Source organism: Pseudomonas sp. FeS53a (assembly GCF_000931385.1).
Taxonomy (GTDB): domain Bacteria; phylum Pseudomonadota; class Gammaproteobacteria; order Pseudomonadales; family Pseudomonadaceae; genus Metapseudomonas; species Metapseudomonas otitidis.
The window spans coordinates 1-25,038 of the sequence record NZ_JYFT01000069.1 but is presented as its reverse complement, the minus strand read 5'-3'; the positions used below and the strand labels follow the sequence as shown (position 1 = coordinate 25,038).

18 protein-coding genes are annotated in these 25,038 nt (G+C 69.8%); 11 read left to right on the top strand and 7 right to left on the bottom strand.

Features of this window, described 5'->3' with window-relative positions; translation table 11 throughout:
* Positions 1-17 precede the first annotated feature (17 nt).
* Positions 18-677: an alpha/beta hydrolase gene (locus SZ55_RS22050; RefSeq protein ID WP_044411713.1), complete on the bottom strand. Its 660-nt coding sequence runs from the start codon at positions 675-677 to the stop codon at positions 18-20.
* Between the two features lie 466 nt (positions 678-1,143).
* Between SZ55_RS22050 and SZ55_RS22045 the strand changes: the two genes are divergently transcribed.
* From SZ55_RS22045 to SZ55_RS22030, 4 genes are all read left to right on the top strand, one after another.
* Positions 1,144-2,172 (top strand): amino acid ABC transporter substrate-binding protein, encoded by a 1,029-nt coding sequence (locus tag SZ55_RS22045; RefSeq protein WP_044411711.1) that lies wholly within the window; start codon positions 1,144-1,146, stop codon positions 2,170-2,172.
* A 63-nt stretch (positions 2,173-2,235) separates the two neighbouring features.
* Positions 2,236-3,420 (top strand): amino acid ABC transporter permease, encoded by a 1,185-nt coding sequence (locus SZ55_RS22040; RefSeq protein ID WP_044411708.1) that lies wholly within the window; start codon positions 2,236-2,238, stop codon positions 3,418-3,420.
* 10 nt (positions 3,421-3,430) lie between these two features.
* Entirely contained in the window at positions 3,431-4,525 is a 1,095-nt protein-coding gene (locus SZ55_RS22035) for an amino acid ABC transporter permease (protein WP_044411705.1), read from the top strand.
* A 10-nt stretch (positions 4,526-4,535) separates the two neighbouring features.
* Positions 4,536-5,297 (top strand): amino acid ABC transporter ATP-binding protein, encoded by a 762-nt coding sequence (locus SZ55_RS22030; protein ID WP_044411703.1) that lies wholly within the window; start codon positions 4,536-4,538, stop codon positions 5,295-5,297.
* A gap of 107 nt (positions 5,298-5,404) precedes the next feature.
* Here the strand turns inward: SZ55_RS22030 and SZ55_RS22025 are convergent, their stop codons facing one another.
* Entirely contained in the window at positions 5,405-6,358 is a 954-nt protein-coding gene (locus SZ55_RS22025) for a GlxA family transcriptional regulator (protein WP_044411700.1), read from the bottom strand.
* 124 nt (positions 6,359-6,482) lie between these two features.
* Here SZ55_RS22025 and SZ55_RS22020 point away from each other — a divergent pair, with 124 nt between their 5' ends.
* The 4 genes from SZ55_RS22020 to SZ55_RS22005 all read left to right on the top strand — a co-directional run bounded on the left by SZ55_RS22020 (position 6,483) and on the right by SZ55_RS22005 (position 9,020).
* Positions 6,483-6,953, top strand: a complete 471-nt coding sequence (locus SZ55_RS22020) for a nuclear transport factor 2 family protein (protein WP_044411697.1) — start codon at positions 6,483-6,485, stop codon at positions 6,951-6,953.
* 80 nt (positions 6,954-7,033) lie between these two features.
* Entirely contained in the window at positions 7,034-7,732 is a 699-nt protein-coding gene (locus SZ55_RS22015) for a glutathione S-transferase family protein (RefSeq protein WP_044411694.1), read from the top strand.
* Positions 7,729-8,037, top strand: coding sequence for a GIY-YIG nuclease family protein (locus SZ55_RS22010; RefSeq protein ID WP_044411691.1), 309 nt, complete (start codon positions 7,729-7,731; stop codon positions 8,035-8,037). The genes SZ55_RS22015 and SZ55_RS22010 overlap by 4 nt, the downstream gene beginning before the upstream one ends.
* Positions 8,038-8,087: 50 nt before the next feature.
* Entirely contained in the window at positions 8,088-9,020 is a 933-nt protein-coding gene (locus SZ55_RS22005) for a glutathione S-transferase family protein (RefSeq protein WP_044411688.1), read from the top strand.
* Positions 9,021-9,094: 74 nt separating this feature from the next.
* Here SZ55_RS22005 and yejK read toward each other — a convergent pair whose 3' ends face one another.
* Complete coding sequence (yejK, locus tag SZ55_RS22000; RefSeq protein WP_044411685.1) at positions 9,095-10,099, bottom strand: nucleoid-associated protein YejK; 1,005 nt, start codon at positions 10,097-10,099, stop codon at positions 9,095-9,097.
* Positions 10,100-10,269: 170 nt separating this feature from the next.
* On the bottom strand, positions 10,270-10,611 hold the full coding sequence (locus tag SZ55_RS21995; RefSeq protein WP_317620196.1) for a hydrolase: 342 nt from the start codon (positions 10,609-10,611) through the stop codon (positions 10,270-10,272).
* A gap of 258 nt (positions 10,612-10,869) precedes the next feature.
* On the opposite strand from SZ55_RS21995, the gene SZ55_RS28835 reads away from it, so the two are divergent.
* The gene (locus SZ55_RS28835; protein WP_044411681.1) at positions 10,870-15,834 is read left to right on the top strand and encodes a C39 family peptidase; all 4,965 of its coding nucleotides are present in this window, start codon (positions 10,870-10,872) and stop codon (positions 15,832-15,834) included.
* Between the two features lie 48 nt (positions 15,835-15,882).
* On the opposite strand, the gene SZ55_RS21985 is transcribed toward SZ55_RS28835, so the two are convergent.
* The gene (locus tag SZ55_RS21985; RefSeq protein ID WP_044411679.1) at positions 15,883-17,223 is read right to left on the bottom strand and encodes a TAXI family TRAP transporter solute-binding subunit; all 1,341 of its coding nucleotides are present in this window, start codon (positions 17,221-17,223) and stop codon (positions 15,883-15,885) included.
* Positions 17,224-17,361: 138 nt separating this feature from the next.
* On the opposite strand from SZ55_RS21985, the gene sbcD reads away from it, so the two are divergent.
* A complete protein-coding gene (sbcD, locus tag SZ55_RS21980; protein ID WP_044411677.1) occupies positions 17,362-18,582 on the top strand; it encodes an exonuclease subunit SbcD in 1,221 nt (406 codons plus the stop codon).
* A gap of 4 nt (positions 18,583-18,586) precedes the next feature.
* On the opposite strand, the gene pdxR is transcribed toward sbcD, so the two are convergent.
* Positions 18,587-20,074, bottom strand: coding sequence for a MocR-like pyridoxine biosynthesis transcription factor PdxR (gene pdxR / locus SZ55_RS21975; RefSeq protein ID WP_044411675.1), 1,488 nt, complete (start codon positions 20,072-20,074; stop codon positions 18,587-18,589).
* Between the two features lie 152 nt (positions 20,075-20,226).
* Between pdxR and SZ55_RS21970 the strand changes: the two genes are divergently transcribed.
* Entirely contained in the window at positions 20,227-23,649 is a 3,423-nt protein-coding gene (locus tag SZ55_RS21970; protein WP_044411672.1) for an AAA family ATPase, read from the top strand.
* Between the two features lie 381 nt (positions 23,650-24,030).
* Here the strand turns inward: SZ55_RS21970 and rlmF are convergent, their stop codons facing one another.
* A complete protein-coding gene (gene rlmF / locus SZ55_RS21965) occupies positions 24,031-25,017 on the bottom strand; it encodes a 23S rRNA (adenine(1618)-N(6))-methyltransferase RlmF (protein ID WP_044411670.1) in 987 nt (328 codons plus the stop codon).
* Positions 25,018-25,038: the final 21 nt, after the last annotated feature.

Genomic DNA, 25,038 nt, shown 5'->3' with positions numbered 1-25,038 from the left:
CTTGTGGGTTGTTCGGGTCAGCGGACGAGGCGCTCGGCCAGCCAGGCGCCGATGTCGCGCACTTCCTCGGGCAGCACTTCGTGGCCCATGGGGTAGTCGCGCCAGGTCACCGGCACGCCGGCAGCGGCGAGCTTGTCATGGGCGGCGCGGCCCATGGCCGGCGGCACCACGTCGTCGAAGGTGCCATGCAGGCAGAGGGCCGGCAGTTGTAGTTTTGTATCCGCCAGCTCCAGCGCATCGGGGAAGGTGGGCGCGTAGGTGGACAGCGCCATCACTCCGCCCAGGGGGCCGTTCCAGCGCAGGAAGGCGGTGTGCAGCACCACCGCGCCGCCCTGGGAGAAGCCGGCGAGGATGATCCGCGCGGGGTCGATGCCGGCATCGCGCTGGCCTTCGATCATGTCGATCACCGTCTGCGCCGAGACTTCCAGCTGGTCCTGGTCGATGGCCCGGGCCGGGGTCATGGCGAGGATGTCGTACCAGGAGGGCATCGCCCAGCCACCGTTGATGGTCACGGCGCGGGTGGGCGCCTGGGGCAGGATGAAGCGGGTGCCGGTGAGCTGCTGCTGCAGGGCCTCGGCCACTGGCTGGAAGTCGTAACGGTCCGCCCCCAGGCCGTGCAACCAGATGACGCACGAATCGACGGAGTGTGTAGGTTCCAGGATCAGGGATTCACGCATGTGGGGCTCCGGTTTGGGGCGTGCGCACCAGTGTGGTGCTGGCGCATTGCAGGGTTGTGGTCTATCTGTGAAGAACATGTCGCACCATCAAAACTTTTCCTATTGACCTATCGGAAGAGTCCTTCGGAAAAGGTACTGGTACGGGCCTTGCTAAGGCCGTAGCAGACTGCTGGCACCGGCCGTGAGGTAACACACTCCGGGCGGCGGCCCAACGGGTTGGGGCACGGCTTGCCGTGCCCTTGCAAACGTCCGCTGGCTGCGGGGTTCCGTGAAGCCTGTGGACGAAAATCCGTCTCCAGCCCATTTGACCAATGGGCGGGGAAAGCGCGGGACGAGTGGAGCGATGCATCCCCGCTTTCCTTAGGTCCGATTCCCCGGTTGGCCGCCCAGGCGGTTGAACCTGCCTCACGAGGGTACGGCGGTAGGACCGAGACTCCAACACAAATAAAAGCAACTGGAGGTTTTGATGAAGATGGTGAAATCCACCCTGGCTGTGCTGACCGCAGCTGCTGTGCTCGGCGCCAGTGGTTTCGTGCAGGCCGGCGCCACCCTGGACGCAGTGAAGAAGAAAGGCTACGTGCAGTGCGGCATCAGTGACGGCCTCCCGGGCTTCTCCTACGCCGATTCCAAGGGCGAATACAAAGGCATCGACGTGGACGTCTGCCGTGCCGTTGCCGCTGCAGTCTTCGGCGACGCCAGCAAGGTCAAGTACAGCCCCCTGACCGCCAAGGAGCGCTTCACCGCGCTGCAATCCGGCGAAGTGGACATCCTCTCCCGCAACACCACCTGGACCAGCTCCCGCGACGCGGCGATGGGCCTGAACTTCACCGGCGTGACCTACTACGACGGCCAGGGCTTCCTGGTGAACAAGAAGCTGGGCGTTTCCAGCGCCAAGGAACTGGACGGCGCCACCGTGTGCATCCAGGCCGGCACCACCACCGAGCTGAACCTGTCCGACTACTTCCGCGCCAACAACCTGAAGTACACCCCCATCACCTACGACACCTCCGACGAGAGCGCCAAGTCCCTCGAATCCGGCCGTTGCGACGTGCTGACCTCCGACCAGTCCCAGCTCTACGCCCAGCGCATCAAGCTGGCCGCGCCGAACGAGTACGTGGTGCTGCCGGAAGTCATCTCCAAGGAACCCCTCGGCCCGGCCGTGCGCCAGGGTGACGAAGAGTGGTTCGACATCGTGCGCTGGACCCTGTTCGCCCAGCTGAACGCCGAGGAACTGGGCATCGACTCGAAGAACGTCGTGGAAACCGCCAAGTCCACCAAGAACCCCGATATCGCCCGCCTGCTGGGCGCCGAGGGTGATTTCGGCAAGGACCTCAAGCTGCCGAAGGACTGGGCCGTCCAGATCGTCAAGCAGGTCGGCAACTACGGCGAGATCTTCGACCGCAACGTCGGTGCCGGCAGCGACCTGAAGATCGAGCGCGGCCTCAACGCCCTGTGGAACAAGGGCGGTCTGCAATACGCACCGCCGGTGCGCTGACCGACCACGCTGCCGCCTGCGGAGGCGGGCGGCAGCGTTCCGTTCCAATCGTCGAGGGCTGTCATGCACAACACTTCCCAAGCCCCGCGTGCCCGAGGGTCGGTACTGACCGATCCCAAGGTGCGCGCGTGGCTATTCCAGATCATCGCCGTGGTCGCCGTCGTGGCCTTCGGCTGGTTCCTCTTCCATAACACCCAGGTCAACCTCGAGAAGCGCGGGATCCTTTCCGGCTTCGGCTTTCTCGACCAGAGCGCCGGCTTCGGCATCTCCCAGCACCTGATCGACTACCAGGAAAGCGACACCTACGGTCGCGTCTTCTTCATCGGCCTGCTCAACACGCTGCTGGTGACGGTGATCGGCATCATCCTCGCCACCATCCTCGGCTTCATCCTGGGCGTGGCCCGGCTGTCGCCCAACTGGCTGGTGCGCAAGCTGGCCACCGTGTACATCGAGACCTTCCGCAACATCCCGCCGCTGCTGCAGATCTTCTTCTGGTACTTCGCGGTGATGCTGCCCATGCCCGGGCCGAAGCAGAGCCTCAGCCTGGCCGACACCTTCTTCATCAACAACCGGGGCGTGTACATGCCCTCGCCCACCGTGGCCGATGGCTTCTGGCCCTTCGCCATTGCCGTGCTGCTGTGCCTGGTGGCCATCTATGCCCTGCGGCGCTGGGCCCGCAAGCGCCAGGACGAGACCGGCCAGCGCTTCCCCGTCCTGCTCAGCGCCATCGCCCTGCTGGTGCTGGTGCCCGGCCTCAGTACCCTGCTGATCGGCAGCCCCTTCCACTGGGAGGTGCCGCAGCTCAGCGGCTTCAACTTCCGTGGCGGCTGGGTGGTGATCCCCGAGCTGGTGGCGTTGATGATGGCGCTGTCCATCTACACCGCCGCCTTCATCGGCGAGACCGTGCGCGCCGGCATCCAGGCCGTCAGCCACGGCCAGACCGAAGCCGCCCACTCCCTGGGCCTGCGCCCCGGCCTGACCCTGCGCCTGGTCATCGTGCCCCAGGCCCTGCGGGTGATCATCCCGCCGCTCACCAGCCAGTACCTGAACCTGGCGAAGAACTCGTCCCTGGCGGCCGGCATCGGCTACCCCGACATGGTCTCGCTGTTCGCCGGCACCACGCTCAACCAGACCGGCCAGGCCATCGAGGTGATGGGCATCACCATGAGCGTCTACCTGGCCATCAGCATCAGCATTTCGCTGCTGATGAACGCGTACAACAAGCGCATCGCGCTGATCGAGCGGTGAGGGCACAGCCATGAACACCCATACCTTCAAGCCCGATCTGCCGCCGCCGAGCAATGTCGTGGGGCCGGTCGCCTGGCTGCGCCACAACCTGTTCGCCAGCCCGCTGCACGTCGTGCTCACCCTGCTGTCGCTGTACCTGTTGTGGCTGATCCTCCCGCCGCTGCTGAACTGGGCGGTGATCCACGCCACCTGGAGCGGCACCACCCGCACCGACTGCACCGGCGAGGGCGCCTGCTGGGTCTTCATCCAGCAACGCTTCGGCCAGTTCATGTACGGCTTCTACCCCAGCGAACTGCGCTGGCGGGTGGACGTCACCGTGTGGCTGGCGATCATCGGCGCCGCGCCGCTGTTCCTGAAGAAGATGCCCCACAAGGCCCTGTACGGGATCGGCTTCCTGGTGGTCTACCCGCTGCTGGCCTTCTGGCTGCTGCACGGCGGGCTGGGCCTGCAGGAAGTGCCCACCAGCCGCTGGGGCGGCCTGATGCTGACCCTGGTGATCGGCTACGTCGGCATCGCCGGCGCCCTGCCGCTGGGCATCCTGCTGGCCCTGGGGCGGCGCTCCAAGCTGCCGGCGATCAAGGTCATCTGCGTGACCTTCATCGAGTTCTGGCGCGGCGTGCCGCTGATCACCGTGCTGTTCATGTCCTCGGTGATGCTGCCGCTGTTCCTGCCCGAAGGCATGAACCTCGACAAGCTGCTGCGCGCCCTGGTGATGGTGATCTTCTTCGAGGCGGCCTACGTCGCCGAAGTGGTCCGGGGCGGCCTGCAGGCCATCCCCAAGGGCCAGTACGAAGCCGCCGCCGCACTCGGCCTGGGCTACTGGCGCAGCACCGCGCTGGTGATCCTGCCGCAGGCGCTGAAGCTGGTCATCCCCGGCATCGTCAACACCTTCATCGCCCTGTTCAAGGACACCAGCCTGGTGATCATCATCGGCCTGTTCGACCTGCTCAACAGCATCAAGCAGGCGACCACCGACCCCAAATGGCTGGGCATGTCCACCGAAGGCTACGTATTCGCCGCCCTGGTCTACTGGATCTTCTGTTTCAGCATGTCGCGCTACTCCATGAGGCTGGAGCGCAAGCTGCATACCGGGCACAAGCGTTAGGAGAATCTGAATGAGTGAAGCAATCCGCAATGACGCCGCTGCGCCGATCATCCAGCTGCAGGGCGTGAACAAGTGGTACGGCCAGTTCCACGTGCTCAAGGACATCAACCTGAACGTCAAGCCGGGCGAGCGCATCGTCCTCTGCGGCCCGTCCGGCTCCGGCAAGTCCACCACCATCCGCTGCATCAACCGCCTGGAAGAGCACCAGCAGGGCCGCATCGTCGTCGACGGCACCGAGCTGACCAACGACCTCAAGCAGATCGAGACCATCCGCCGCGAAGTGGGCATGGTGTTCCAGCACTTCAACCTGTTCCCGCACCTCACCGTGCTGCAGAACTGCACCCTGGCACCGATGTGGGTGCGCAAGATGCCCAAGCGCCAGGCCGAAGAGATCGCCATGCACTACCTGGAGCGCGTGCGCATCCCCGAGCAGGCCCACAAGTTCCCCGGCCAGCTCTCCGGTGGCCAGCAGCAGCGCGTGGCCATCGCCCGCGCCCTGTGCATGAAGCCGAAGATCATGCTGTTCGACGAACCCACCTCCGCCCTCGACCCCGAGATGGTGAAGGAAGTGCTCGACACCATGGTCGGCCTCGCCCAGGACGGCATGACCATGCTCTGCGTGACCCATGAGATGGGCTTCGCCCGCACCGTGGCGGACCGGGTGATCTTCATGGACAAGGGCGAGATCGTCGAACAGAACGAACCCAACGCCTTCTTCGACAACCCGCAGAACGAGCGCACCAGGCTGTTCCTCGGGCAGATCCTGCACTGATCGTCAGCGCGATACGGAAAGGGGCCTTCGGGCCCCTTTTTCATGTCCGCCGTAGCCCGGACTTCAGTCCGGGAATGCCGGCCACTCCGCACGGTGCATGACGCGGATCACGCCTGTTCCCGCAGGCGCCTGCGGAAGGCCCCTGGCGTTTCCCCGCACACCTGCTTGAACAGCTTGGCGAAGGTCGCCCGGTCGCCGTAGCCCACCTGCGCCGCCACCTGCTCCAGGGAGCGGCCCGGGTGGCGCAGGGCGAGCTGGGCGGCGCCGATGCGCAGGCGCTGCACGTACTCGTTCGGGGTCAGCCCGGTCACCGTGCGGAAGCGCCGCAGCAGGGTGCGGGTCGAGCAGTGGGCCCGCGCCGCCAGGCCCGGCAGGTCGATGGGCTCGGCGTAGTGGGCCTGCAGCCAGGCCAGCAAGGCGCCCAGTTGCGGGTCGTCCAGGCCGGCCTCGGGGACCAGCGGGGCGAAGCGGTTCTGGCCGCCGCGCTCGCGCTCCACCACCAGCGCGCTGGCCACCCGCTGGGCCAGCCACTCGCCGGCGTGCCGGGCGATCAGGTGCAGGCACAGGTCCAGCCCGGCCTGGGCGCCGCCGGAGCAGAAGCGCTCGCCGTCCTCGGTGTACAGCGCATCCGCCTCCAGGCGCACCCCGGGGAAGCGTTGGCGAAAGGCGCCGGCCAGGGCCCAGTGGGTCGTGGCACGCCGGCCTTCCAGCAGCCCGGCGGCGCCCAGCAGAAAGGCGCCGCTGCACAGGCTGGCCACCTGCTGCCGGGCGGGCCGCTGCGCCAGCCAGCGCAGCAGCTCCGGGTTGGCGGCGATAGTGCGTTCCACCGCGCTGCCGGTGGCCGGCAGCATCACCAGGCGCGCGCCTTCGGCCAGGCCCAGGTCGCCATCCACGCGGATGCTGGCCATGCCCAGGTCCACCGGCTGGCCATCCCGGCTGACCCGCAGCACCTCGAACAGCGCCTCGCCCGCCAGGGCATTGGCCAGGCGGAAGGCGTCGTCGGCCATGGCCAGGCTGGAGCAGACCGTCTGTGGGCAGACCAGCAGGGCGATTCGGATCATCACAAGGCTCGGCGCGGGGGAGGGAAGGGTGGCGATTATTGCCACAAAGATGGCGATACAGCCAATCGCCGCCCAGCGGAAAGGCGTCGATACTCTCCTCACCCCACTTGCCGCGAGCCGCCCCATGAGCCACCCCAACGCCGCCCTCATCGAACGCTTTTACCGCGCCTTCCAGGCCCTGGACGCCGAGACCATGGCCGCCTGCTACGCCGCCGACGTGCGCTTCGCCGACCCGGTGTTCACCGACCTGCGCGGCAGCGAGGCGGCGGACATGTGGCGCATGCTGACCCAGCGCGCCCAGGCCTTCTCCCTGACCTTCGACGGTGTCGAGGCCGATGACCGCGAGGGCCGCGCGCGCTGGGTCGCCACCTACCTGTTCAGCCAGACCGGGCACACCGTGATCAACCGCATCGAGGCGCGCTTCCGCTTCGAGAACGGCCTGATCGTCGAGCACCGCGACAGCTTCGACCTGTGGCGCTGGGCCCGCCAGGCCCTCGGCGCCAAGGGCCTGCTGCTGGGCTGGCTGCCGCCGGTGCAGGCGGCGATCCGCCGCCAGGCCGCCCAAGGTCTGGCCGCCTGGCGCGCCAACCACTGAGCAGCCGGAGCCGGGGTGGCGCGATGCCACCCGGGCAACCTGCTAAGCTCGCCGGCGGATTGTTCACCGGTAACTTCTTCATGATCAGGCTCTACCAGTTCCCTGCCGGGTTCGACGTGCCCAACGTCAGCCCCTTCTGCCTCAAGCTGGAGACCTTCATGCGCCTGGCCGGCGTGCAGTACCAGGTGCGTGCGCTCCGCGACCCGCGCAAGGCCCCCAAGGGCAAGCTCCCCTACATCGACTTCGACGGCGAGCTGATCGCCGACAGCGCCATCATCCAGCGGGTGCTCACCGAGCGCCTGCACCTGGAGCTCGACCAGCACCTCGACGCCGAGGCCCGTGGCCGCGCGGTGGCCGTCACCCGCCTGTGCGACGACCACCTCTACTGGCTGCTGGTGTACTTCCGCTGGCTGGAGCCGGAGGGCTGGCAGCAGACCCGCCAGGCCTTCTTCGGCCACCTCGGGCCGGCGCTGCTGACGCTGATCACCCCGCTGATCCAGCGCCGCGTCAGGGCCGACCTGAGCGCCCAGGGATTCGCCCGCCACGAACGGGAAGACCTGCTCACCTTCGCCCGGGAAGACCTGCAGGCCCTCACCGACCTGCTCGGCGACGCCCCGTTCTTCGGCGGCGACCACCCCTGCAGCGCCGATGCCTCCGCCTACGGCGTGCTGGCCAACCTGGTGTTCTGCTCCCTGCAGACCCCGCTCAACCGCCTGGCGCGGGAATACCCCGTGCTGGTGGACTACTGCCAGCGCCTGCGAGCCGTGGCCTGGGCATGAGTGCAGCGCCACCCCGGCCCTGGTTCGTCTACCTGGTGCGTGCGTTGAACGGCGCGTTGTACTGCGGCATCAGCGACCACCCGCTGCGCCGCTTCGAGCAGCACCAGAGCGGCAAGGGCGCGCGCTTCTTCCATTCCAGCCCGGCCCAGGCGCTGGTCTACGTCGAGGTCTGCGCCAGCAAGGGCGACGCCCTGCGCCGCGAGCGCGCCATCAAGGCCCTGAGCAAGCGCGCCAAGGAGGCGCTGGTGGCGACCTGCATCAGCGAGGCTGATGGCCTGTCATGCCGGTTGGGCGATAGGCCGTAGCGCGCTGGCCGGTTAAGCTGCGGCTCCCACGCCACCCGATGGAGCGCGCCATGCACGAGCTGATCCTGCACCACTATCCCGCCTCGCCCTTCGCCGAGAAGGCCCGCCTGATGCTGGGCTTCAAGCAGTTGTCCTGGCGCTCGGTGCACATTCCCCGGGTGATGCCCAAGCCCGACCTGATGGCCCTGACCGGCGGCTACCGCAAGACGCCGGTGCTGCAGGTGGGCGCCGACATCTACTGCGACACCGCCCTGATCGCCCGTCGCCTGGAGCAGGAAAAGGCCGTCCCGGCGCTGCTGCCCGATGCCCATGCCTTCAACATCGCCAGCTTCTGCCACTGGGTGGACGCGGTGATCTTCCAGCACGCCGTGACCCTGGTGTTCCAGCCCGAATCGGCCGCCGTGCGCTTCGCCGGCCTGCCGCCGGAGGCGATCAAGGCCTTCATGGCCGACCGCGCCGCGCTGTTCAGCGGCGGCACCAGCAGCCGCCTGCCGCTGGAGGTGGCCCGGCACAACTGGCCCACCTTCATGGCCCGGGTCCAGGCGCAGCTGGCTGTCGGCGGCGACTTCCTCTTCGGCGAGCCGAGCATGGCCGACTTCTCCCTGGCCCACTGCCTGTGGTTCCTCAAGGGCACCCCGGTCACCGCCCCGCTGGTGGATGACTACCCGGCGGTCGCCGCCTGGCTGGGCCGCGTGCTCGGCTTCGGCCATGGCGCCTCCAGCCAGCTGAGCGCTGCCGAAGCCATCGAGATCGCCCGCGCCGCCGAACCGGCCCCGCTGCCGGCCGAGCCCTTCAGCGATGCCAATGGCCTGGTGGCCGGCCAGGCGGTCAGCATCGCCGCCACTGACTACGGCGTCGACCCGGTGGAAGGCGAGCTGCTGTTCGTCGGCCTGGAAAGCCTCATCCTGCGCCGTGAGGACGACCGCGCCGGCGTGGTCCACGTGCACTTCCCGCGGGTCGGCTTCCATATCGAGGCGCGCTGAAAACACCGAGCCTCCAGCGTCAGCGGACAACAAAAAGCCCGGCGATATGCCGGGCTTTTCGTTGACGCCGGGAGCTAGTCCTTGCGGCGCTTGAGCTGATCCTTCAGCTGGGTCGGCACCTGCCGGATGATCAGCATGTCGCGGCCCTCGTCGTACTCGATCTTCGAACCCAGCAGGTGGGCCTCGAAGCTGATGGACAGGCCCTCGGCACGGCCGGTGAAGCGCTGGAACTGGCTGAGTGTGCGCTTGTCCGGCGGGATCTCCGGAGACAGGCCGTAGTCCTTGTTGCGGATGTGCTCGAAGAACGCACGCGGGCGGTCCTCGTCTATCAGCCCGGACAGCTCTTCCAGGGTGATGGCCTCGCCCAGCTTGGCCTGGGTGGTGGCGTAGTCCACCAGGGTCTTGGTCTTCTCGCGGGCCTGTTCCTCGGCCAGGTCCTCCTGCTCGACGAAGTCGCTGAAGGCCTTGAGCAGGGTGCGGGTCTCGCCGGGGGCGTCGACGCCTTCCTGGCAGCCGATGAAGTCGCGGAAGTAGTCCGAGACCTTCTTGCCGTTCTTGCCCTTGATGAAGGAGATGTACTGCTTGGACTGCGCGTTGTTGCGCCATTCCGAGAGGTTGATGCGCGCCGCCAGGTGCAACTGGCCCAGGTCCAGGTGGCGGGCCGGGGCCAGCTCCAGGGATTCGGTCACCGTCACCCCTTCGCTGTGGTGCAGCAGGGCGATGGCCAGGTAGTCGGTCATGCCCTGCTGGTAGTGGGCGAACAGCACGTGGCCGCCGGTGGAGAGGTTCGACTCGTCCATCAGCTTCTGCAGGTGCTCCGCCGCCTGGCGGGTGAAGGGCGCGAACTCGCCGCCTTCCAGGTAGGCCTTCAGCCAGCCGCTGAAGGGGTAGGCGCCGGACTCCTCGTGGAAGAAGCCCCAGGCCTTGCCCTGCTTGGCGTTGTAGCTGTCGTTGAGGTCGGCCAGCAGGTTCTCGATGGCCTTGGACTCGGCCAGCTCGCTGTCGCGCGTGTGCAGGGTGGAGGCGCTGCCGTCGGGCTTCTTGTCGATGAGGTGGACGATGCAATGGCGAATCGGCATGGACGTATCCGGGAACGGTGGACGGGGCGACCGCTGGGGTCGGCTGAGGGGCGGAAGTCTAACAGGCTCCCGGCGCAGCGGCGCGGCGGGTGGTCGTTTCGCGGGAGGGGTAACAAGGGCGGTAAACGAAAACGCCCGCACAGGCGGGCGTTCTCACTGAAGGGACGGGATCAATCGTCGCGGTTGCCGTCATTGTCCTGGTCGGTATCGCTGCCGTTGAAGCGGACATCCCGGTAGCTGTCGTTATCCAGGTCGGTGTCGCTGCCGCCGAACTGCGCATCGCGGTAGCCGTCGTTGTCCTGGTCGTAATCGCTGCCACCGAACTCGGCATCACGGTAGCCATCGTTGTCCAGGTCGTAATCGCTGCCGCCGAACTGGGCATCGCGGTAGCCATCGTTGTCCAGGTCGTAATCGCTGCCACCGAACTGCGCATCGCGATAGCCATCGTTATCCAGGTCGTAGTCGATTGCCTGGGCCGTCACCGCCCCCAGCGCCACCACGGTCAAAAGCACGCCCAACACACGTTTGGTGAAGACACCCGCTTTTGTCGCCATCTCGTTTCTTCGCTCCTGAAGGAACCCGACGACTGCTACCCGGTTCACACCCCTGTGAACCGATGAGCCGTCGCGCAGTAGAACGCGGCCGCAGGCGCTGGTTCTGCCCGGTGCCGGGCATTATTCTTTTCAGCCTGTTTCGCGGATGAATCCGCTCTCACCTTGAGCGTGGCGCCACCTCAGCGTGGCGGCCCCGCCTGACCAGGGATGGTTCCGATGACCGACATCGCCCTCGATCTACCCGCCCACCAGCGCGCCGAGCTGCTGCACGCCATCGAGGCGCTGGCCGACCGTGGCCTGTTCCTCCAGGCCCATGCCCTGGCCGGCCGCCTGGGTGACTACCGCCAATGGCGCGACCCCGCCGCCCTGGCGCTGGCCTGCCGCCTGGTCGGCCACATGGGCGCGCCGCGCCTGGCCGACGCCCTGGCCTGGCGCACCTACCGCCGCCACCCCGAATCCCCCGAGGCACGCCTGCGCTATGCGCGCTTCCTGCTCTCGCGTCGCGGGCAGTACCGCGCCTGGCGCTTCGTCCAGGGGTTCGACGGCTGGCTGCCCGAGGCGCCCGAGCTGCGCGCCGAATGGCTGTCCTTCCTCGGTTACCTGCACGCGCTGCTGCGTGATTTCGACCGCAGCGCCGAATGCCACGCCGAAGCCGAGCGCCTGCTGCCCGGCGACCCGTGGTTGCCGGTGGAGCGCTCCTACAGCCTGGAGCAGGAGGACCGCTACGAAGAAGCCCTGGCCCTCTGCGAAGCCGTGCTCGCCGAACGCCCCGACTACCGCGGCGCCCAGCACCAGGCCGCGCAGCTGGAACTGCAACTCGGCCGCGAGGACGCCGCCCTGGCGCGCCTGCGGGCCGATTGCGCGCGCAGCGAGAGCGCCAGCCTGTGTGCCCAGCTCACCGACCTGCTGATCGAACGCGAAGCCCTCGACGAGGCCGAGCACTGGCTGGCCCATGGAGAACAGCTGGCGCCGCTGATGGAGAAGGGCATGCGCGGCTGGTACGCCGCCCGCCGTTGCGACATCGCCTGCCTGCGCGGCGACCTGGCCGCCGGGCATCGCCTGGCCCTGGAGTCGGCGTCGCCGTTCTACCGCAAGGTCGCCGAGCACCTCGCCGAGCCCCAGGGCCGGCGCTGCCTGCTGCCGGTGCGCTTCGTCCGCCAGCACCACATGACCTGCGTACCGGCCACCCTCACCGCGCTGTCCGGTTACTGGGGCCGCCCCGTCGGCCACCTCGAAGTGGCCGAGGAGATCTGCTACGACGGCACCTCCCACCAGGCCGAGCGCGCCTGGGGCGAGCGCAACGGCTGGCTGGCCCGTGAGTTCACCGTGGACTGGGCCACCAGCCGTGCCCTGATCGACCGCGGCATCCCCTTCACCCTGACCCTGCAGTACACCGGCAGCGGCCACCTGCAGGCCGTGGTGGGCTACGACGAACCCCGTGGCACCCTGCTGATCCGCGACCCCGGCCAGGCCCACTTCGGCGAATCCCTCGCCGTCGGCCTGCTGGAGAGCCAGCGCCCCTCCGGCCCGCGCGGCATGCTCCTGCTGCCCCCCGAGGAAGCCCACCGGCTGGACGGGCTGGAACTGCCCGAAAGCGACGTCTGGGATCACTACTACCGCCTGGTCAGCGCCCTGGAAGTGCACGACCGCGAAGAGGCCGAGGCCGCCCTCCAGGCCCTGCGCCAAGCCGCGCCCGAGCACCGCCTGGCCTACCAGGGCCTGCGCGCCCTCGGCTGGTACGACGGCCGCGAGAGCCAGGTGCTGGAAGCCACCGAGGCGCTGCTGCAGCGCTTCCCCGAAGACGCCAACCTGATCCTCTCCAAGGCCACCTCGCTGTCCCAGCTGGAAAGCCGCGAAGTCCACCTCGACTGGCTCGCCCAGCACTGCCAGGAGCGCTGGTGCGACCCCGTGCTGCTGGTGCGCTACACCAGCGTCCTCGGCGAGGACGGCCGCGATGCCCCCGAGGCCCGCCGCCTGCTGGCCCGCGTCCTGCGCCAGGCACCGACCAACGCCCTGGCCTGGAACGAGCTGGCCAGCCAGCTGTGGAGCGCCGGCGAGCGCGAGGCGGCCTGCGACTACTACCGCATCGCCGCCTGCCTGCACGACACCAACGAAGGCTTCAGCGTCCAGTACTTCCGCGCCCTGCGCTTCCTCGGCCGGCAGGAGGAGGGCCTGGCCTTCCTGCGTCGCCGGCAGGCACGCCTGGGCAGCCTGGACGCCGGCCCGAGCCTGACCCTCGCCGAATGCCTGGAGGAGCTGGACTTCTCCCGCGAGTGCCGCGAGGTCCTGGAGCAGGCCGTCGAACAGCGCCCGCGCGACCCCGCGCTGCTGCTCAGCCTGGCCGACTTCTACGGACGCATCGGCGAGCTGGAGCTGAACCAGGCCCTGCTCGAACGCGCCGAACCGGTCAGCCGGCGCGGCAACTGGCTGCGCGCCGCCGTGCTGCACAGCCAGCGCGCCGGCGGTGACCTCGAACAGGCCCAGGCCTGGTGCCGCGAAGCCGCCGAACTGGACCCGCTGAACATGCGCGTGCACCGCCTGCAGGTGGACCTGCTGCTGCAGAGCGCCGGCGAAGAGGCCGTGGACGCCTACGTCGAAGCCCTGGTGGCGCGCTTCCCCCATCACCGGGGCATCGCCGACCTGGCCGTGGAGCGGGCCAAGCGGCGCTCACTGGAAGACACCGAGACCGCCCTGCTGCGCCTGCTGGCCAGCCACCCCGAGCACGCCTGGGCGATCCGCGAACTGGCCGTGACCCTGGCCCGCCTCGGGCGCGACGACGAAGCCCTGGAGACCTGCGAACGGGCCATCCAGGTGGAGCACGGCGCCACCAGCGCCCAGTCCACCCTCGGCTTCGTGCACCTGCAGGCCGGCCGCCGCGAGGCCGCCCGCGAGGCCTTCCGCCTGGCGCTGGCCCGCAGCATCGACAACGACTACGCCCTGAGCATGCTGCTGGACAGCTGCGCCAGCCGTGAGGAACTGGACGAAGCCCTGGCCTACATCCACACCCAACTGGTGCAGCAGGTGAACTTCGGCGACGGCTGGCTCACCTACGCCTACCAGGCCCGCGCCCTGCTGGACGATGCCGCGCTGCTGGAGCAGCTCCAGGCCGCCCTGGAGCGCCAGCCGGACACCTGGCAGCTGTGGGTGGTCACCGCCCGCCAACTGGCCTTCCTCGAACGCACCGACGAGGCCGACGCCCTGCTGGCCCGTGCCCAGGAGCGCTTCAGCCAGATGCCGCGCCTGGGCCTGGAGCGCGCCCTGCTGCTGCGTGACCAGGGCCGCTACGCCGAGTGCCGCGAGACCCTGCGCGACAGCCTGCGGATCAACCCGCTGTGGACCCAGAGCGTGCGCCTCTACGTGGAAACCCTGGTGGAGGAGGGCACCGGCCTCGACGAGGCTGAAGCCATGCTGCGCGGCGTGCTCCAGCGCACCCCCGACAACACCGACCTGCGCGCCTGGCTCGGCTACGTGCTGGGCGAGCGCGGCGAGATGGCCGCCGGTGCCGACGAGGCCGAGCGCGTCCTGCTCGACGAGCCCGGCAACGGCTGGGCCTGGAACCAGCTGCGCCGCTACAGCGCCGCGCTGGACCAGCCCGAGCGGCCCCTGGCCCTGGCCCGCAGCCTGGTGGAACGGCGCGCCGGCGACAGTGACGCCTGGCTGGCCCTGGCCGAGCAGGAAAGCACTGACGAAGCCCGCGAACAGGCCCTGCGCCGCGCCCTGCAGCTCACCCCCCGGCACCGGGGCGCCAACGACCAGCTGGCCCGCCTGCTGCTGGAAGGCGGCCGCCAGGACGAGCTGGATGCCTTGCTCCAGGCGCCCTGCTGGGGCGGCGCGCCACCGGTGGAACTGGCGCTCTACGGCCCCCGCGTGCGCCTACGCAACGACGACCGCGAGGGCGCCCAGGCCGAACTCGACGCACTGCTGCGGGTGCACCCGGATGCCTACGACGGCTGGCGCGAGCTGGCCGACCTGCACGACAACGGCGGCAACGCCGAGGCCTACCTGGCTGCCGCCGACCAGATGGTCCGCCTGGAACCGCGCAAGGCCGTCTCCCATGGCTTCCGTGGCCATGCCTTGCTGATGGCCGAACGCAAGGCCGATGCACTGCCGGCCTTCCTCAAGGCCTTCGAGCTGGACCGCGACTACAGCTTCGCCGGGCTGCATGCCTTCGACCTGCTGGCCGAGAACGGCCGGCACGCGGAGTCGGCCGACGTGGTGCGCCGCCTGCTGGCCGGCGAGGCCAGCCCCTCCGCGCTGGTGCGCGGCGTGCGGGCGGCCGGGATGGTCAACGACCGCGAACTCAAGCGCCAGGCTCTCGAGCGGGTCTGCACCACCGCCGCGGGGCTGGATGCCTGGCAAGGCGTCATCGAGGTGCTGGGCGTCCCAGTGGATGATCGGATCTGGAGCGACGTGCTCGAGCAGTTCGCCCCGAGCGGCGAGCTGCACCGCATCGCCTACCGCCACTGGTTCGCCATGGAGGATGCCCGCTGGTTGCCCGGTTCCCTGTGGCGGGCCTTCCAGCGCGTGCTGCCCCAGGATGAAAGTCATGCCGCCCGCCACGGCATGCTCGACCTGCTGGCCGAGCGCAAGAACGCCAGCGGGCTGCTCACGCGCACCCTGGAAGCGTGCGCCCCGGCCATCCGCGAGAACCCCGTGACCTGGGGCATGGCCAGCTACGCGCTGAGCAGCCAGGAGCGCTACTCGGCGATGCTCCACTGGATGGGCGACTGGCGCGAGCGCGACGACCTGCCCGCCTGGGCGCTGGACAACCTGTCCCTGGCGCTGCGTGCCCTCAAGCGCGATGCCGAGGCGGCGGAGGTGTCGCGCCTGTCCCTGGAGCGCGACCCCAACAACCACGACGCCATGGCCTGGCTGGTGGGCGACGCCGCCCTGGCCGGTGACCGTGAAGCGGTGGCGGAGTGGCTGGCCAGGCTGGAAGGGGCAGAGTTGAGAGCCTTCTACCTGTGCCTGAAGCGGCTGGCCGAAGGCACCGCCAAGGCCTGGGAACAGAGCGACGCCCGCGCCGCCCGAGCCCTTTTCGGGGAGGCCGGCGGGTACGCCCGTCATGTCGGCAGTCATCCCTTCTACCGGCGCCTGCGCCATGGCCTGGCACGGCGCCTGGCCTTCGGCCCGCTGACTCCGCGCTGGGCGGCACTGTGGCGTTGGTTGCAGTTGGCGTAGGTCGTTGAATCGGGCGTTGCGGGCCGGGGTGACCCGGCCCGCTTGCGTTCAGTCCCGCATGCCCGGTGGGTCGGCCTGGCGCTGGGCGCGCAGGGCCTTGAGGCGTTCGATGACGTAGCGCAGGTGCATGTGCAGGTCGTACAGCTCGTGGGTGTAGGACAGCGGTACGTCGACCCGGTCCAGCTGTGCCTCCAGGGCTTCCAGCCCGCGTATTTCCTCGTCCAGGGCCGGGAAGGCAGTGCCGTGCTGCAGCTTGCGGTCGATCTCCCGCAGGTGCTTGTACCAGCGGTAGATGCGCGCGCGGACGCGCCAGCGGTACACCGGGCCCACGGCCTTGAACAGCGGGAACATCACCACCAGCAGCGGGATCAGCAGGATGATGTAGCGGTCCGCCAGGGAGGCGATGCGGAAGGGCAGGTAGCGCTGCAGGATCGGCAAGCCGTTGCGGTAGTAGTAGCTGGCCTCGTCCAGGGCGGCGAGGGTCATCGGCTGCTCCTTCGGGTAGGTGCCGGACGGGTCCAGCAGGCTGCCGTTCTGCATCACCTCGCGGGCGGCTTCGAGGATCAGCGGCGTCAGCGAGGGGTGGAAGCCTTCGCCGGCCACCAGGGTGGCCACCGGGCCGAGGGTGAGCACGTCCTGGCGGGGCACGTTGTTGGCCAGGTTGAGCAGCCCTTCGCCCACTTCCAGGCGGGTCAGGTAGGGCAGCCGTGCGCGGTAGGCGGCGCTGCGGCGGAAGCTCACCAGGTCCACCCCCGGGCTGGCGGCCAGGCGCTGCACCACGGCGTTCTCCGCCGGGCCGACGAAGAAGGCCGCATCCAGCTCGCCATTCAGCAACTGCTCGGCGGCGCGGCTGCCGCTGTAGGCCTGCCAGCTGGCCGGGTAGCTGTCCGTGGGGATGGCGTTGGCGGCGAACAGCGCATCGGCGATGGCGCGGGTGCCGCTGCCGGGCTTGCCGATGGCCACCCGCAGCTGCTGCAGGTCGGCCATGCTGTCGATGTCCACGTCGGCGCGGCGGAACAGCCACAGCGGTTCCTGGTACATCACGCCGAGGCCGTGCAGGCGCTGGCGCACCTCCACGGGCAGGGTCAGTTCCTGGCCGCTCTGCACCAGGGCCATCTCCACTTCGCCGTTGCGCAGCTTCTCCAGGTTGTCCAGCGAGCCGTCGCTTGGCACCAGCTCCAGGTCGAAGCCCTGGCGCGCCAGTTCCTCCTTGAGGCGCTGGCCGAACACCGCGTAGCCACCATTGGCACCGCCGGTGGCCAGGCGCGCGTGCATGGGCGGCGGCGGGGCGACGAAGTAGAACAGCGCACCCACCAGCGCAGCCAGCACCGGCACCGTCCACAGGTTGGCCAGCAGCATGATCTTCAGGTCTTTCAACAGCCTCGGCATGGGGACTCCGTTGCGGGTATGACGGCTACAGGATAGTTCGTGCTGCTGCGCTGGGCAGCACGAGCCGCTTGCGGTGGTTGCCAGCGCCGGTGGCCGATGACAAGGTGGCCGCCTTCATCGTCTTCAGCGTGGTTTCCGATGCGCATCCTGCACACCTCCGACTGGCACCTGGGCCAGCATTTCATGGGCAAGACCCGCCAGGCCGAGCACCAGGCGTTCTGCCAGTGGCTGCTGGAGCAGGTTCGGGTGCATGGGGTGGACGCGGTGCTGGTGGCCGGCGATGTGTTCGACACCGGCGCGCCGCCCAGCTATGCCCGCGAGCAGTACTACCGCTTCATCGTCGACCTGCGCGCCTGCGGGGCGCGGCTGGTGGTGCTGGGGGGCAACCACGACTCGGTGGCGATGCTCGGCGAGAGCCGCGAGCTGCTGGCCCAGCTGGACACCTGGGTGGTGCCGGCGGTGGTGGCCGACCCGGACGAACAGGTGCGGGTGCTGCTCCGGCGCGATGGCCAGCCCGGTGCAGTGCTCTGCGCGGTGCCCTTCGTGCGCCCCCGCGATGTGCTGCTGAGCCAGGCCGGGCAGAGTGCCGAGGACAAGCAGCTGGGCCTGCAGCAGGCCATCCAGGCCCACTACCAGGCGCTGTTCGAGCGCGCCCTGCAGTGCCGCGCCGCCTCGGGCGGCGACCTGCCGATCATCGCCACCGGCCACCTCACCACGGTGGGCGCCAGTGCCAGCGAGTCGGTGCGGGAAATCTACGTCGGCGCGCTGGAGGCCTTCCCCACCAGCGCCTTCCCGGCGGCCGACTACATCGCCCTGGGGCACATCCACCGGCCGCAGAAGGTCGGCGGCCTGGGGCACATCCGCTACAGCGGCTCGCCCATCCCCCTGGCCTTCGACGAGGCGCGCCAGCAGAAGGAGGTGCTGCTGGTGGAGCTGGACGGCAGCGGCCTGCGCGAGGTGCAGGCGCTCCCGGTGCCATGCTTCCAGCCGCTGCTGAGCCTGCGCGGCAGCCTCGCCGAGCTGCCCGAACGCCTGGCCGAGGCCGCCCGCGAGGGCACCCCGGAGCGTCCGGCCTGGCTGGAGGTGGTGGTGACCACGGACGACTACCTCAATGACCTCCAGGCCCGCCTGGCACAGCTGTGCGACGGGCTGCCGGTGGAGGTGCTGCGCATCCGCCGCGAGCGCGGTGCCGCGCGCCCCGGCCTGCAGGGCGAGGCGCGGGAAACCCTCGACGAGCTGAGCGTGGAGGAGGTGTTCCAGCGCCGCCTGGGGCTGGAAGCCCTGGAAGAGGCCGAGGCCGCGCGGCTGACCGACCTCTACCGCCAGGTGCTGGAGCAGGTGCGCGACGACACGGCCTGAGCCATCACGCCCACAGCGCGTCGGCCAGGCGCCGTACCGCCCCTTCGATCTCGTGGTCGCTGAGGGCCGAATAGCCCAGCAGCCAGCCCTGGCGTTTCTCCGCCCCCAGGTACAACCGACTGAGCCCCGGCAGCAGCAGCCCGGCACGGGCGGCGAGCGCCTGGGTGCGCGCCTCCGTCCAGCCCTCGGCGAGCAGGCAGGGCAGTTGCAGGCCGCCCGGTGGCCGCAGGGCCTGGACCACGCTCGGCAGGTGGCGCTCCAGGGCATCCACCAGCACCCCCTGGCGTTGCGCGTAGAGCTTGCGCATGGCGCGCACGTGGGCGTTGTAGTGGCCGTCCTCCATGAAGCGCGCCAGGGTCAGCTGCAGCACCTGCGGGCTGTGGCCGTCGATGATGCTGCGGGCGTGGGTGAAGGCGGGCACCAGCGCCGGGGGCAGCACCATGTAGCCCAGGCGCAGGCCGGGGTACAGGGCCTTGCTGAGGGTGCCCAGGTAGAGGGTGCGCTGCTGGTCGTCCAGGCCCTGGACGCAGGCGGTGGGCAGGCCGTCGTAGTGGAACTCGCTGTCGTAGTCGTCCTCGATGATCCAGCCCCGGCGCTCGGCGGCCCAGCCGATCAGCTCCAGGCGCCGCTGCAACGGCAGGGTGGCGCCGGTGGGGTACTGGTGCGACGGCGTCACGTACACGCAGCTGGCGCCGCTGCGGTCGGCCCGCAGCGCCTCGGTGCTCAGGCCCTGGGCGTCCACCGGGACCGGCAGCACCCGCGTCCCGGCAGCCTCGAAGGCGCGGCGGGCGCCGATGTAGCCCGGGTCTTCCAGCAGGATCGGGCGACCCTCGTCCACCAGCAGCTGGGCACAGAGGAACAGGCCCTGGCGGGTGCTGCTCAGCACCAGCACCTGGTCCGGGCTGCAGCGGGCACCGCGCTCCAGGTTCAGGTAGGTGGCGATGGCCGTGCGCAGCGCCTCGCAGCCTTGCGGATCGCCGTGCAGCAGGGCGCCCGTGTCCTTCTGCGCCTGGCGTTGTAGGCGCGTCCAGGTGGCGAGGGGGAAGGAGCGGGTCTCCGGCAGGCCGGTGGCGAAGGCGCGCACCTGGCGGTGGTCCTGGATGCCGCCGCTGGCGAGGATGGCCTCGCCGCGRCGGCTCAGCCCGCTGGTCGGGGGGGCGGTGGCGGCAGCAGGGCGGGGCGCCCGGCGTTGGACGGGGGCGCCGCGCAGGCGCTGGCCGAGGCTGTCGGAGACGAAGCTCCCCGAGCCCTGCTGGCGGGCGATGTAGCCGTCGCGCTGGAGCTGCACGTAGGCGTTCTCCACCGTGTCGCGGGCCACCCCCAGGGCAGTGGCCAGGTTGCGGGTGGCCGGCAGGCGCAGGCCGGGGGCCAGGGTGCCGTCGAGGATCAGCCCCTGCAGCGCCCGCTGGATGCGCTGGTGCAGGTCCAGGGGCTGCAGCTCGGCCTGGGCGATGCGCATCTTCAGGGTGTCCAGCTCGAAACGTGTCGCCATGGCGTGGCCTGTGGGTGGTCTGGCAGGAAGTCGGCGAGTGTAAGGCTTTGGCAGGCCAATGGGGCAGGGCCGCTGCGCAGGTGCGGATGCGGGTCGGCACGGGCGCGCGGGGATGACAGAATGCCGGCTTCCCGGATGAGCACGACCCCCGCATGAAAATCCTCAGCCTGCGCCTGAAGAACCTCAACTCGCTCAAGGGTGAGTGGAAGATCGACTTCACCGCCGAGCCCTTCGCCGGCAACGGCCTGTTCGCCATCACCGGCCCCACCGGTGCCGGCAAGACCACCCTGCTGGACGCCATCTGCCTGGCGCTCTACCACCGCACACCGCGCATGAGCAGCGTCTCCGCCTCGGCCAACGAGCTGATGACGCGGCACACCGCCGACTGCCTGGCCGAGGTGGAGTTCGAGGTGAAGGGCGTGGGCTACCGCGCCTTCTGGAGCCAGCGCCGGGCCCGCGACAAGGTGGACGGCGGGCTGCAGCCACCCAAGGTGGAGCTGGCGCGCATCGCCGACGGGGAAATCCTCACCGACAAGATCAACGACAAGCTCAAGCAGACCGAAAGCCTCACCGGGCTCGATTTCGAGCGTTTCACCAAGTCCATGCTGCTGGCCCAGGGTGGGTTCGCCGCCTTCCTCGAAGCCAGCGCCAACCAGCGCGCCGAGTTGCTGGAGGAACTCACCGGCACCGAGGTGTACGGGCTGATCTCCCAGCGGGTGTTCGAGTCCACCCGCGAAGCCAAGGCGGCCCTGGAGCAGACCCGCGCCCGCGCCGAGGGTGTCGAACTGCTCGACGACGCGCAGCGCCAGGGCCTGCAGGACGAACTCGCCGCCCTCGACCCCCGCGAAGCCGCCCTCAGCCAGCAGCAGGAGGCCCTGCAACGCCAGCGCCAGTGGCGCGAGGCCGTGGCCAACGCCGAGGCCCGCCTGCACGCCGCCCAGGCCCAGGGCGAGGCCGCCCGGCAGGCCCGGGACGCCGCCGAGCCGGAGCTGCAGCAACTGGCCGCCAGCGAGCCGGCCGAGCGCCTGCGCAGTGCCCACCGCGACTGGCAGCGTGCCGAGCAGGCCGCTGCCGAAGCCGCGGCGGCCCTGGGACAGGTGCGTGAACAGAAGGCCGAGGCCGCCCGCGAGGTGGCCGACGGCCTGTGGAGGGCGCGCGGCTACAGCCTGCAGCGGGCGACAGCTCTGGCTGCCCGATGCGAGGCCCTGGCCGGGCAGAGGCGGCAGGTGGAGGCACAACTGGCGGCCAACCCGCAGCACGGCCTGTTGGGCGAGCGCCTGGGTGCCTGGCGCGAGCAGTTCGGTGCGCGCCGCAACCTGGCCCAGGCCATCGCCCAGTCGCTGGCCCGCCAGCAGCAGGACAAGCAGGACGCGGAGCGCATGGCGCAGCGCATCGCCGGCCTCCAGGCCACGCTGGCTGACAGTGACCAGCACCTGGAGCGGGCCCGCGCCGACGACGCGCAATCCCAGGTTGCCCTGGGCGCCTTGCTGGCCGGTGAGTCCGAAGCCGCGTTGCGTGAGCGCTGGCAGCGCCTCAGCGACCAGGGCCACCAGCTCACCCGTCTGCAGCAGCTGGCGGACACCCGCACGCGCCTGGCGCGCCAGCTGGCCGAGGCACAGGCCGGCATCGACGCCGACAGCCGTGCCCAGGCGGAGAAGGCGGCGGCGCGGGATGCCCTGCGCCTGCAGTTCACCGACCTCAAGCAACAGATCCAGGACAAGGAAAAACTGCTGGAACAGGAGCAGCGCATCCTCAAGCTGGAGGCCCACCGCGCGGCCCTGCAGCCAGGGGAGGCCTGCCCGCTGTGCGGCTCCTGCGAACACCCGGCCATCGCGGCCTACGGTGCGCTGGACACCTCGGATACCCAGCGTGCCCTGCAAGCCAAGCGCGCCGAGCAGGACCAGGTGCGCGAGCGCGGCGAGGCGCTGCGCGACGAACTGGCCGCCCTGGAGGCGCAACTGCGCCAGCGCCAGCAGGATGCCCAGCGCCTGCAGGATGAATTGCAACAGCTGCAGGCCCAGTGGCAGCAGCTGTGCACGGCACTGGGCCGGCCACTGGCCGATGCCCAGGCGGTGGAGGCGGCCCAGGCGCAGCAGCAGGCGGACCTGGCTGCCCTGCAGCGCAGCCTGGGTGAGCTGGATGGCCTCAAGCAGGCCCTGGAAAACGCCCGAGCCCGGCATGTGCAGGCGCAGCGGCAGCAACAGGAGGCCGCCCAGAACCTCGCCCTGGCCGTGCAGGAGCAGGACGCCCTGCGCCGCCGCGAAGCGGAGAACACCGAGCACCTGGGCCAGCTCCAGGCGCAGCAGGCCCGCCAGGAGGCGGAGCTGCGCGCCGCCCTGGAGGCACTCGGCTATGCCCTGCCCGAGGATGGCGAAGGCTGGTTGAGCGAGCGCGAGGCCGAAGCCCGGACCTGGCGCGAGGCCCAGGCCCTGCAACAACGCCTGGAGCGGGATGAGCAGGCGCTGGGAGTGGAGCTGCAGGCGGCCGAAAGCGCCGCCAGCCGCTGGCAGCAACGCTGGCGCGAACTCGGCCAGGCCGATGGCGAGCCCCTGGCCCCTGTGGATAACCCTGTCGCCGCCCTGGAGCAGGCCGAGCAGCGCCTGGCGCTGGCCCAGGAACGCAGCCAGGCCCTGGTCGGGCGCGAACACACCCTGGTCGAGCAGGGCGAGGCCGCCCGTGGTTCCCTCGACGCCCAGCGCAGCGCCTGGGAGCAGGCCCTGGCCCACAGCCCCTTCGCCGACGAGGCGCAGTACCGGGCGGCCCTGCTGGACGAAGACACCCGCAACCGGTTGCTGGCCCTTCAGGCGCGCCTGGACAAGGCCGCCACCGAAGCCCGGGCCCTGGAGGCCTCGGCCAAGGAGGCCCTGGATGCGCTGCTGGCGGCGCCGCAGACCGAGCAGACCCTGGCCCAGCTCGACGAACAGCTGCAGGCCGTGCAGGCGGAGCGCCGTGGCCTGGCCCAGCGCCAGGGCGAGGTCCGTGGGCTGCTGGTCGCCGATGCCCAGCGTCGGGAAGGGCAGCAGGCGCTGTTCGCCGAGATCGAGTGGCAGACCGCCGCCTACGACCTCTGGCAGCGCCTCAACAGCCTCATCGGCGCCGCCGACGGCGCCAAGTACCGGCGCTTCGCCCAGGGCCTGACCCTGGATCACCTGGTGCACCTGGCCAACCGCCAGCTGCAACGCCTGCATGGGCGCTACCAGCTGGCACGCAAGGCCGAGGGCGAACTGGAACTGGAGGTGCTGGACACCTGGCAGGGCGACGTCGCCCGGGATTGCCGCACCCTCTCCGGCGGCGAGAGCTTCCTGGTCAGCCTCGCGCTGGCCCTGGCGCTCTCCGACCTGGTCAGCCACAAGACCAGCATCGACTCGCTGTTCCTCGACGAAGGCTTCGGCACCCTCGACGGCGAGACCCTGGAAATCGCCCTCGACGCCCTGGATGCCCTCAACGCCAGCGGCAAGATGATCGGCGTCATCAGCCACGTCGAAGCCCTCAAGGAACGCATCCCCGTGCAACTCAAGGTGCACAAGGGCGTCGGCATGGGCTACAGCCGCCTGGAGCAACGCTTCGCCGTGTAGCTGGGCAGGGCTGTTCGCAGGGTGGGCTTCAGCCCACCAGCGGTAACCAGCGTGGGCTGAAGCCCACCCTACGGCTAGAGCAGGCCGTTGCGCGGGCCATTCGTGGCCGAGCCCTGTAGCCCGGGCTTCAGCCCGGGGATGTGTGCACCGGCTTTCCCGGACCGAAGTCCGGGCTACGGCGCTGGGCGGGGCTGTTCGTCGGGTGGGTTTCAGCCCACGCGGTGCGTTTGTTGGTGGGCTGAAGCCCACCCTACGGCTAGAGCAGGCGGTTGTGCAGAACGTTCGTGGCCGAGCCCTGTAGCCCGGGCTTCAGCCCGGGAGCATGTGCACCGGTTTTCCCGGACTGAAGTCCGGGCTACGGCAGTTTGGGCTGCGCGGTGCTTATGGCCAACGTGCCTTGCGCCAGGCGCGGCGCTGGTTTTTCTCCAGGTAGGTCCAGGCGACGAAGCGGCTCTGCTTTTGGCCCTGGGCCATGTGCACCACGCGGATGTCGGTGGCGCCGAGGGCCTTGAGGCGCTCCTGCAGGGGGGCGACGTTGCCGGCCTTGGAGACCAGGGTGCTGAACCAGAACACCTGCTGGGCGAAGGCGGCGCTCTCGTCGGCCAGGCGGGCGATGAAGGCGGCTTCGCCCCCTTCGCAATGCAGCTCGTTGGACTGGCCGCCGAAGTTCAGCACCGGCAGCTGGCGGCTCGGGTCCTGCTTGCCGAGGTTCTTCCACTTGCGGGTGCTGCCGCTGCGGGCTTCGTCCAGGGAGGCGTGGAAGGGCGGGTTGCAGAGGGTGAAGTCAAAGCGTTCGTCCGCCTGCACCAGGCCTTGGAAGATGTGCTGCGGGTTTTCCTGGCGACGCAGTTCGATGGCGTCGCCGAAGCGTGGGTTGGCGGCAAGGATGGCGGCGGCGGAATCCAATGACTGCGGGTCGATGTCGGCGCCGACGAAGCGCCAGCCGTAGTCGTGGTGGCCGATCAGCGGGTAGACGCAGTTGGCCCCGACGCCGATGTCCAGCCCGCGCATGCCGGGGCCTTGGGGGATGACGCCGTCGTGGGCGGTACCGAGCAGGTCGGCCAGGTGATGCAGGTAGTCGGCACGCCCGGGGATCGGCGGGCACAGGTAGCCGGCGGGGATGTCCCACTGGCGGATGCCGTAGAACTGCTTGAGCAGGGCCCGGTTGAACACCTTCACCGCTTCGGGGTTGGCGAAGTCGATGCTCGGCTTGCCGTAGGGGTTGGTGATGACGAAGGCACCCAGCTCGGGGCTGCCGGCGATCAGCGCGGGAAAGTCGTAGCGGCCCTGGTGGCGATTGCGCGGGTGCAGGGCGCCCTTGCCGGCCTGGGCTTCAGGCGTGCGGGGGCGTTTCGGCGGCTGGGGCATGGGGCGGCTGTCGGCTGGGGG

Coding starts and splice junctions, on each gene's coding strand:
- SZ55_RS22050 (WP_044411713.1), bottom strand. CDS start 677: ATGCGTGAATCCCTGATCCTGGAACCTACACACTCCGTCGATTCGTGC.
- SZ55_RS22045 (WP_044411711.1), top strand. CDS start 1,144: ATGAAGATGGTGAAATCCACCCTGGCTGTGCTGACCGCAGCTGCTGTG.
- SZ55_RS22040 (WP_044411708.1), top strand. CDS start 2,236: ATGCACAACACTTCCCAAGCCCCGCGTGCCCGAGGGTCGGTACTGACC.
- SZ55_RS22035 (WP_044411705.1), top strand. CDS start 3,431: ATGAACACCCATACCTTCAAGCCCGATCTGCCGCCGCCGAGCAATGTC.
- SZ55_RS22030 (WP_044411703.1), top strand. CDS start 4,536: ATGAGTGAAGCAATCCGCAATGACGCCGCTGCGCCGATCATCCAGCTG.
- SZ55_RS22025 (WP_044411700.1), bottom strand. CDS start 6,358: ATGATCCGAATCGCCCTGCTGGTCTGCCCACAGACGGTCTGCTCCAGC.
- SZ55_RS22020 (WP_044411697.1), top strand. CDS start 6,483: ATGAGCCACCCCAACGCCGCCCTCATCGAACGCTTTTACCGCGCCTTC.
- SZ55_RS22015 (WP_044411694.1), top strand. CDS start 7,034: ATGATCAGGCTCTACCAGTTCCCTGCCGGGTTCGACGTGCCCAACGTC.
- SZ55_RS22010 (WP_044411691.1), top strand. CDS start 7,729: ATGAGTGCAGCGCCACCCCGGCCCTGGTTCGTCTACCTGGTGCGTGCG.
- SZ55_RS22005 (WP_044411688.1), top strand. CDS start 8,088: ATGCACGAGCTGATCCTGCACCACTATCCCGCCTCGCCCTTCGCCGAG.
- yejK (WP_044411685.1), bottom strand. CDS start 10,099: ATGCCGATTCGCCATTGCATCGTCCACCTCATCGACAAGAAGCCCGAC.
- SZ55_RS28835 (WP_044411681.1), top strand. CDS start 10,870: ATGACCGACATCGCCCTCGATCTACCCGCCCACCAGCGCGCCGAGCTG.
- SZ55_RS21985 (WP_044411679.1), bottom strand. CDS start 17,223: ATGCCGAGGCTGTTGAAAGACCTGAAGATCATGCTGCTGGCCAACCTG.
- sbcD (WP_044411677.1), top strand. CDS start 17,362: ATGCGCATCCTGCACACCTCCGACTGGCACCTGGGCCAGCATTTCATG.
- SZ55_RS21970 (WP_044411672.1), top strand. CDS start 20,227: ATGAAAATCCTCAGCCTGCGCCTGAAGAACCTCAACTCGCTCAAGGGT.
- rlmF (WP_044411670.1), bottom strand. CDS start 25,017: ATGCCCCAGCCGCCGAAACGCCCCCGCACGCCTGAAGCCCAGGCCGGC.